At 63.2% G+C, this 7,648-nt stretch carries 7 protein-coding genes; all 7 read left to right on the top strand.

Annotated features, from left to right (window positions below):
- The first annotated feature begins 231 nt into the window (after positions 1-231).
- The gene (locus GXY15_05425; GenBank protein ID NLV40653.1) at positions 232-999 is read left to right on the top strand and encodes a 4Fe-4S ferredoxin; all 768 of its coding nucleotides are present in this window, start codon (positions 232-234) and stop codon (positions 997-999) included.
- 73 nt (positions 1,000-1,072) lie between these two features.
- Positions 1,073-2,704 (top strand): hydroxylamine reductase, encoded by a 1,632-nt coding sequence (gene hcp, locus GXY15_05420; GenBank protein NLV40652.1) that lies wholly within the window; start codon positions 1,073-1,075, stop codon positions 2,702-2,704.
- Between the two features lie 3 nt (positions 2,705-2,707).
- Positions 2,708-3,496 (top strand): methyltransferase domain-containing protein, encoded by a 789-nt coding sequence (locus GXY15_05415; GenBank protein NLV40651.1) that lies wholly within the window; start codon positions 2,708-2,710, stop codon positions 3,494-3,496.
- 59 nt (positions 3,497-3,555) lie between these two features.
- Positions 3,556-4,011, top strand: coding sequence for a cytochrome c nitrite reductase small subunit (gene nrfH, locus GXY15_05410; GenBank protein ID NLV40650.1), 456 nt, complete (start codon positions 3,556-3,558; stop codon positions 4,009-4,011).
- Between the two features lie 26 nt (positions 4,012-4,037).
- Complete coding sequence (locus GXY15_05405; GenBank protein ID NLV40649.1) at positions 4,038-5,516, top strand: ammonia-forming cytochrome c nitrite reductase subunit c552; 1,479 nt, start codon at positions 4,038-4,040, stop codon at positions 5,514-5,516.
- 70 nt (positions 5,517-5,586) lie between these two features.
- Positions 5,587-6,186: an AAA family ATPase gene (locus GXY15_05400; protein NLV40648.1), complete on the top strand. Its 600-nt coding sequence runs from the start codon at positions 5,587-5,589 to the stop codon at positions 6,184-6,186.
- A 989-nt stretch (positions 6,187-7,175) separates the two neighbouring features.
- Positions 7,176-7,648: hypothetical protein (locus tag GXY15_05395; GenBank protein ID NLV40647.1), on the top strand; the 473-nt coding region annotated here is incomplete at its 3' end.

The raw sequence follows: 7,648 nt of genomic DNA, 5'->3' as shown, positions 1-7,648 counted from the left end.
CGTGAATGGACGATATGGACGGAATGGACAACATGGACGGGACGGACAGGATAGTCAGAGCCCTTCGACAGGTCGTTTCTCCTGTCAATATCGTCCATTTTGTCCATTCCGTCCATATCGTCCACGATTTTCCGAACCCTTGACCCAAGTCAAGGCGTTCCCCCGGGAAAGGGGGCATACTCTGTCCATGCACGGCGGGGAACGCCGAACGACAGGAGACAGGACATGGCAATGCGCAGCATCATCCGGATAGACGAGGCGAAGTGCAACGGCTGCGGCAACTGCATCACAGGCTGCGCCGAGGGGGCCCTCGTGCTGGTGAACGGCAAGGCGAAGCTGGTGCGGGAGAGTTTTTGCGACGGGCTGGGCGCCTGCATCGGGGACTGCCCGACCGGCGCCCTGACCATAGAACAACGGGAAGCGGACGCGTTTGACGAGGCAGCGGTGCTCGCCGCGGCTGGGGCCGCCCAGGTTCCGGCCGCGGCGGGCGCCGGAGCGTCCGCTGCTGTTCCTGCGGCGTCCGGGTGCCCCTCGGGGGGGCACGGCGGCGGCTGTCCGGGCAGCATGAGCCGGACCTTCGGCCCGTCCGCCCCGCCGGCGCATGCCGGGGCGGCCCCCGCGTCGGCCCTGCGGCACTGGCCGGTGCAGCTTCACCTCATCAGCCCCTTCGCGCCGCAGTATCAGGAGGCGGACCTCCTCATCGCGGCGGACTGCGCCGCCTTCGCCTGCGGGGCGTTCCACACCGACCTGCTTCCCGGAAAGGCGCTGGCCATTGCCTGCCCCAAGCTGGACGAGCTGTCGGGGTATGTCGAGAAGCTGCGGGACCTGTTCACCCACGCGCGGCCCCCGCGCGTGACGGTGGCCCGCATGGAGGTGCCCTGCTGCGGGGGGCTCCTGCGGCTGGTGCTGGAGGCGCGGGCGCAGGCGGGCAGCGCGGTTCCCGTGGAGGAGGTTGTGATCGGCGTGTCCGGGGACCTACTATCACGTCGGGAGTTTTGACCACCGGCGGCCGCATGGTGCGGCAGTCCGGAACTGATAACGGCCGGCAACGGCGGGAGAACGTGAAATGAGCATGTTTTGTTACCAGTGCGAGCAGACTTCCAGGGGCACGGGGTGCACGTCCTACGGCGTGTGCGGCAAGGACCCCGAAACGGCGGCGCTCCAGGACCTGCTGAACGAGACCGCGAAGGGGATTTCCCAGTACGCGCACCGCGCGCGGGCGCTGGGCGCGGTGGACCGCGACCTGGACGTCTTCGTGATGGAGGCGCTTTTCACCACGGTGACCAACGTGAACTTCGACCCGGACGACCTGTGCCGCCTCGTGCTGCGCGGCGCGGAAATGCGCGCCCGGGCCAGGGCCCTCTACGAGGGCGTGTGCGCGGCGCCGGAGGCCCTGTCGGGGCCGGCGGTGATGGAGATTGCGGGCGGCCGCGCCGAACTGGTGCGCCTGGGCGAGAAGGTGGGCGTCGAGGGGCGGCTCCAGCGGTACGGCAGCGACGCCGGCGGCCTGCAGGAGCTGATCATGTACGGCCTGAAGGGCATGGCCGCCTACGCGGAGCACGCGAGGGTGCTCGATGTCGAGGACGACTCCGTGTACGGGTTCATCCACGAGACGCTGAGCTTCCTGGCGGACCAGCCGTCGGACATCGGCGCGCTGGTGGGCCGGGCCATGCGCGTGGGCGAGGTGAACCTCCAGGTCATGGGCATGCTGGACGGGGCGAACACGGGCCGCTACGGCCACCCGGAGCCCACGAAAATCCGCGTGACCCCCGTGAAGGGCAAGTGCATCGCCGTGTCGGGCCACGACCTGCGCGACCTCGAGGCCCTGCTGGAGCAGACCGCGGGCAGGGGCATCAACGTGTACACCCACGGCGAGATGCTGCCCTGCCTGGCCTACCCCGGCCTCAAGAAGCACCCGCACCTCGTGGGCAACTACGGCGGCGCGTGGCAGGACCAGGCGGCCGAGTTCGACGCCTTTCCCGGCGCGGTCCTCATGACCACCAACTGCATCCAGAAGCCGCGCCAGAGCTACTTCGGCCGCATTTTCACCTGCGGCCTGGTCCAGTGGCCGGGGGTGACCCACATCGCCGACCGCGACTTCACGCCGGTCATCGAGGCCGCTCTGGCCGCGCCGGGCTTCGCCGAGGACGCCGAACCGGCCTATGCCATGACGGGCTTCGCCCGCAACGCCGTGCTGGGCGTGGCGGACAAGGTCATCGAGGCCGTGAAGGCGGGCAAGCTCCGCCACTTCTTCCTCATTGGCGGCTGCGACGGCGCGAAGCCGGGCCGCGACTACTACACCCAGCTCGCCACCTCGGTGCCGGACGACTGCGTGATCCTCACGCTGGCCTGCGGCAAGTACCGGTTCAACAAGCTGGACTTCGGCGACATCGGCGGCATCCCGCGGCTGCTCGACGTGGGCCAGTGCAACGACGCCTACTCGGCGATCCAGATCGCCGTGGCCCTGGCGAACGCCTTCGGGTGCGGCGTGAACGACCTTCCCCTGTCCATGGTGCTGTCGTGGTACGAGCAGAAGGCCGTGTGCATCCTGCTCACCCTGCTGCACCTGGGCATCAAGAACATGCGCATCGGGCCGACGGTCCCGGCCTTCCTCGGGCCGAACGTGGTCAACGTGCTCGTGGAGCAGTTCGGGCTCACGCCCATCTCCACGCCCGAGGCCGACCTCGCGGCGATGCTCGCCTGATCCGTGGACGGCGCGTTCACAGACGGCGCGGAATGGTATGACGCCCTCGGCGCGAATCCCGGGCGTCTCGAGCGGGAAGGCCCCTTCCTGCTCGGGGCGCTCGGCCGCGCCGGGGGCCGCCGCGTGCTGGACACCGCCTGCGGCACGGGCCTCCACGCCCTGTGGCTCGCGGAGCGCGGCGCGTCCGTCCGGGCCGCGGACCTCAGCCCCGGAATGGTCGCCGTGGCCCGCGCGCGGCGCGCCCACCCGGAGGTCGTCTACGGGGTCGGCGACATGCGCCTGCCCCCGCCGGGGCCGTGGGACCTGATCCTCTGCCTGGGCAACTCCCTGTCGCTGCTGCCCGCCGGGGGGGACGCGCGCCTGTTCTTCCAGAACACCGCCGCCGTCCTTGCGCCGGAGGGGCGGCTCGTCGTGCAGGTGCTCAACTACGCCCTGCCCGCCGCCGCAAAACCCCGCGCGCGCACGGCGGAGGCCGTGGTGGACGGCGTGCCCGTGCGCGCCGACAAGCGGTTCGCCCCGGAGAACGGCCGCACCCGCCTGGAGATCACCTACACCGCCCAACACGCGTGGGGAACGGAGACCCTCCGCGAGGAGGCCCTGCTCCGGCACTGGTCCCGCGCCTTTCTGGAGGAGGCCGCCCGCGCCGCCGGGCTGGCGGTGGAGGCGCGCCAGGGCGGCTTCGACGAGGCCCCCTTCGATTCAGAGCATTCGCCCGACCTGATCCTGACTTTCCGCGGCGCCCGCTCCAGTTCGTTGACACATCCGACGATCCGCCCCGAATCCAGCCCTTGACACTATTGGCAGTTTGTGCTAACATGCGCGCGTCAAGGCAGACTACATCGGAGTGATACATGGGAAAGTGGGTTATTGTACCGGCCTGTCTCGTGGCCCTGTTTGGGGGGCTGGGGCTGGGCGTGGGCGGGTTCACCTTCGTGTATGCGAAGGGATTCTCCTATGTGTCCAATGATCCCGCGGTCTGCGCCAACTGCCATGTGATGCGGGCGCACCTGGACGCCTGGCAGAAGGGAAGCCACCACGCGGTGGCGGTGTGCAACGACTGCCACACGCCCCACAACTTCTTCGGAAAGTACCTGACGAAGGGGCTGAACGGCTTCAACCACAGCCTGGCGTTCACCACGGGCAACTTCCCCGACAACATCCTGATCAAAAAGAGAAACCGCGCCGTGACGGAGCAGGCCTGCCGGGACTGCCATGCCCCGATGGTGCGGGAGATTGACGCGTTCGGACACGGCCCCCAGGCGCTGGACTGCATCCGGTGCCACAGCGAGGTCGGCCACATGGAATAGCGGCCCGGGGCCGCGGAGACGGAATCATGAATCTCAAGAAGATCGGCGTGCTGATGACGGCGGCGGCACTGGCGGCGGCGCTGGCCGCGTTCGCGGTGACGGCGCTGCTGGTGAACATCTTCCACCGGCAGGAGGAGGCGCGCAACCCCTTCATGCGGGTCGTGCAGGTGACGGACGAGACCGTGGACCCGGCGGAGTGGGGAAAGAACTTCCCCATGCAGTACGACCAGTACCGGAAGACGGCGGACATGGAGCGCACGCGCCACGGGGGCAGCGAGGCGCTGCCGCACAACCCGACGGCGGCCGACCCGCGCACGGTGGTGACGCAGTCGAAGATCGAGCTGGACCCGCGGCTCAAGCGGATGTGGGCGGGCTACGCCTTCGCCATAGACTTCCGCGAGGAGCGCGGCCACGCCTACATGCTCGACGACCAGACGTACACCGAGCGGCACAAGAAACCGCAGTTCGGCAACTGCATCCACTGCCACGGATCGGTCTATGTGCCCTACAAGAAGCTGGGGAACGGCGACCTCATGGAGGGCTTCGCCAAGATGTGCGCCATGCCCTACGCCGAGGCGCGCACGCTGGTCGAGCACCCCGTGGCCTGCATTGACTGCCACGACCCGGACACCATGCAGCTGCGCGTGACGCGGCCCGGGTTCCTCGAGGGGATCAAGGCCAAGATGAAGGCCGAGCGCGGCATTGACGACTACGACCCGAACACCATGGCCACGCGCCAGGAAATGCGCTCCTTCGTCTGCGGCCAGTGCCATGTGGAGTACCATTTCCGCACGGAGGACAAGCGGCTGGTCTACCCGTGGTTCAACGGGCTCAAGGCCGACCAGGAGCTCGCCTACTACGACGAGACCGGGTTCAAGGACTGGACGCACGAGGTGACCGGCGCGCCCATGCTCAAGACGCAGCACCCGGAGTTTGAGATGTGGAGCGAGGGCACCCACGCCCGCGCGGGCGTCGCCTGCGCCGACTGCCACATGCCCTACATGCGCGTCGGCGGCCTCAAGATCAGCGACCACCATGTGCGCAGCCCCCTGCTCAACATCAACAACTCCTGCCAGACCTGCCACAAGGCCCCGGAGGCCGAGCTGCTCGCGCGGGCGGAGCGCATTCAGGACAAGACGGCGGAGATGAAGGACAAGGCGCTCGGCGCCCTCATGGAGCTGATTGACGCCCTGTCCGCCGCCAAGGAGCGGGGCGTGGCCGAGGGCGCGCTGGAGGCGGCCCGCCTGGCCCAGCGCCGCGCCACCTTCCTCATTGACTTTGTGGAGGCGGAAAACTCAACGGGCTTCCACGCCCCGCAGGAGGCCGCCCGCGTGCTCTTCACCGCCATGGACCACCTGCGCCAGGGGCAGATGGCACTGACACAGCCAGCGGACGCCGTGCCGGCCCCCGCGCCGGAGGCCGCCCCCGCCGTGGAGGCGGTGCCGGCCCCCGCAGCGCTCATAAGACCTGGACCAAAAACGGGGGGCTTGACAGCTGCGGGATGAATATGCTATACATTCATCATGTATGGATTGGCGAATTTGATGCGAAAGCAATAGAGAGGAGCATAGCCATATGCCAGAAGTTAACTTAGACAAAGTAAGTACAAGAAAGACGGCACGCGTGATTGTGGTTCGCGGGGCACCAGGAGTCGGAAAGACGACTGTTGCAAAGAAAATACGGGCCATGTTGAAGACGCGTAAAAAGGCACATATCAGCATTGATCAACTTCAAGAGTGTGATTTGCGCGGCCCCAGCAAGGACAAGATGAAGCTTGGGATTTACCATGCCGCCTTGATGGTTCGAAGTTTTGTTCGTGAAGGATTTGATGTCATTGTGGACTATGTGTTTGATATCCCTAGTGACCTTGAGTTCTTTGTAGAAAATGTCTTTCGAAGTCATTCGGGGCCGGTAGCACCGACTTTTGTCCAAGTGTTCTATCTCGATGCGCCCTACGAAACAGTTCGGCGCCGGAACACGGAGCGCGCGCTTGTCATGAATGAAGGCCTCCTGAAGAAACTCCACAAGGCATGTGATAAGACAAAGTCTTGCCTTGTGGGAGAGACTATCATCGACACCGCCACACTTAGTCCAATTAACACCGCAAGAGCCATTGTCAACCAATGTCAAGGATTGAGTTCTCCTGGGAAGAAATCACACATCCAAGTCGACTAGAAAGGGAATGCTGTCATGCTAGTTGACTTACATCTGCATACGTGCTTATCCGACGGTCGCGTCACGTTGGACGATGTGGGCGAGATAATTTCAGAAGGTGACGTAATTGCCATCACAGACCACAATTGCGTCGAAGGATGGGACTCCATAGGTACACTTGCAATAGACAGAGGCTTTGTTAACATACGTGGAGTCGAACTGAGGCTTAGGGGCCGTCCAGACTATTTGCTGTATTTCCCAGACGGTTGTGAAGTGGCTGAGATGGAAACAGCACTTGACTCTCTAAGGAGGTCGGACCATGAACTGTCACGGGTATGCTATGAGGAAGACTTCGCCGGCACAACTTTTGACGCTACGTTTTCTGGCGTTAAAGAACGTCTAGGATCCTTCTGTACATTTTGTGACTCTCGCCTATTGGCGGAGATGGTTTCCCACGATCGCAATTCGACTGAAAGCCCTGCCGACCTAATTAAGTCCATACGTATTGCTAAGGGGCGACGGATTGATTCCCTTACGGGCGACGAGAAGCCCTCTAGGCAGGGCTCATTTGTATGCTTGATCGAAAGCGAGGAACCGAGTTGGGCCTTTGAACTGGCACGTAGAAACAAGGGCGAGATTGTTTTGGCTCACCCCCTAAGGGAGGTAAGGCGACAAGGTGCACGAGGTGTTGTTAATGAGACACCCTGGAAAACACTTGAGCGGATTGCTGAGGAATTTGCTGCGCAGGGTGGACATTGCATCGAATTATGCTTGCATGATGAGGTCTTCCTACATGAACTAGGCTATGACAGACTGGAACAGGGCACTCGTGATGTGATCGCTTGCGCCCGTCAAATGGGATTTAACGTCGTGTGTGGGTCTGATCTTCATGGAACCGTAAGTGTTGCACGCAGAAACCGTGCGTCTATGAAGCAATTGAGACGTTGCGGCGAAAAACTCTTTCCCGAGTGGCTAAAGGCGTATTTTCCGGTATGATCTGGTGACTGGCATTGAAGTATATCGAAAACGATCCCAGTTTAGAAAGATTTCACTTAGCATTAAAGAGAAAAGAAATGATGTTCACACATCCAGACAAATCATTTCCTGTTGAGTGGGTCGAGGACTTACAGCTCTTGTACGAAGCTCAGAAGGGCATGGATAGCAACGGGAAAGCACAAAAGCGGATTGCTTCTTCCAACGACTCCAGCATGACCTGCGATGCCGAGAGCCGCACGTTGCTCTATCGCGATACAGATGTCGATCCTTCGAGAGAGGCCATCCGCTATCTTGAGCTTACGCTTGTACAAGGCTTTTCCGATGTCTTGTATCCTCGGTGGGGTGATTCTGCAATTGATGCTTGGGAGATCGCAAAGGCCCTTTCCGCCAACAGCGAAATATTTTTTGATGACAGTCAGTGGCCTCTGAGAGGGGCTTATACGTCAGCGTTGAAGCGTAAGTGTCTTACAATCGCGCACTTACCATG

The organism is Candidatus Hydrogenedentota bacterium (genome assembly GCA_012730045.1).
Taxonomy (GTDB): Bacteria; Hydrogenedentota; Hydrogenedentia; order Hydrogenedentales; family CAITNO01; genus JAAYBR01.
Note: the sequence above shows the minus strand (reverse complement) of the source record. Positions and strands in the feature narration are given on the sequence as shown.